The organism is Salinicola socius, from assembly GCF_001937195.1.
GTDB classification, from domain to species: Bacteria; Pseudomonadota; Gammaproteobacteria; order Pseudomonadales; family Halomonadaceae; genus Salinicola; species Salinicola socius.
This window is the reverse complement of the sequence record NZ_MSDO01000071.1, coordinates 1-1195: the sequence shown is the minus strand read 5'-3', so window position 1 is coordinate 1195 and position 1195 is coordinate 1. Positions and strand designations below refer to the sequence as shown.

1 protein-coding gene is annotated in these 1195 nt (G+C 66.4%); it reads left to right on the top strand.

What is annotated here, in order from left to right; genetic code table 11:
• On the top strand, positions 1–1195 hold a 1195-nt coding region (locus BTW07_RS18785; RefSeq protein ID WP_075571661.1), incomplete at both ends, for a secretin N-terminal domain-containing protein.

Here is a 1195-nt window from a genome sequence, read left to right as displayed (position 1 = left end):
CCTGGCCGCGCTCACCCTCGCGGTCTCGTTCGTTGCTATTCCCGCTCACGCCATGCCCATCGATATGCAGGGCGCCGACGTGCGGGAGTTCGTCCACTGGTACTCCCAGCAGACCGCCACGCCCATCGCCATCGATCCCCGCGTCGACGGCACCCTGACCGTCTACGCCCCGGACGTGACGCCGGAACAGCTCCCCGAATTCTTCCAGGGCGTGATGCAGTCCCACGGCTACCAGCTCGTCCCCGGCAATCCGCCGACGCTGGTACCCGCTCGGTCTCAACAGACGTTCATGGCCCAGATCGGCACCCCGAAACCACAGCAACCCACCGTCTCCCGCGTGCTGCCGATCACCCATCTCCGGGCCGACGATCTCGCGCCCCTGGTCAACGCCTTTCTGGCCCAGACCACCACCGGCAGCCTGTCGACCGCCAACGCCCAGGTTCTCCACGCGTCCAACGCGCTCCTGGTCAACGGCCCGGCGGATCGCGTCGATGACCTGGAACGCCTACTGCCCCAGATCGACGTGACCCGCGCCCAGGTACTGATCCGCGCCATCATCTTCGAAACCACCGACGGCGATACCTTCGATCTTGGGGTGGCGTTCGGTCGTGCCCGGAACGGCAGCAACCCCGCCGGCGGCTTCAACACCTCCAGCTTGGGGAATGCGCTGTCCGTGCCCGGGGCCTCGTTCGGGATCTTCGATGGCGACACCCTCGCGCTCGCCGTCAACGCCATCCGCCGCGACTCCAATGCCCGCGTCCTCTCCACCCCGCAGATCCTCACCCTCTCCGGTCAGCGCGGCACCATCAGCGTCGGCCAGAACGTGCCGTTCATCACCGGCAGGATCACCGGGGAAGCGGCCAACATCGAAAACCCGTTCCAGACCATCGAGCGCAAGGACATCGGCATCACCCTCAACGTGTTCCCGGTGGTCACGCCCTCCGGACTGGTGGTCATGGACGTCAACACCGCCGCCGACAGCCTGACCGACTCGCTGCTGGCCTCGGACATCATCACCAATCAGCGCAGCATCGCCACCACGGTCCAGATCCAGTCCGGCCAGTCGGTGCTCCTGGGCGGCCTCGTCTCCGAAGAAAACCGCCGTCAGGAGAATTCCGTCCCGGTGCTCTCCGATATCCCCGTCATCGGCGGCCTGTTCCGCTCCACCTCGACCAGCTCCCATACCAGCAATCTC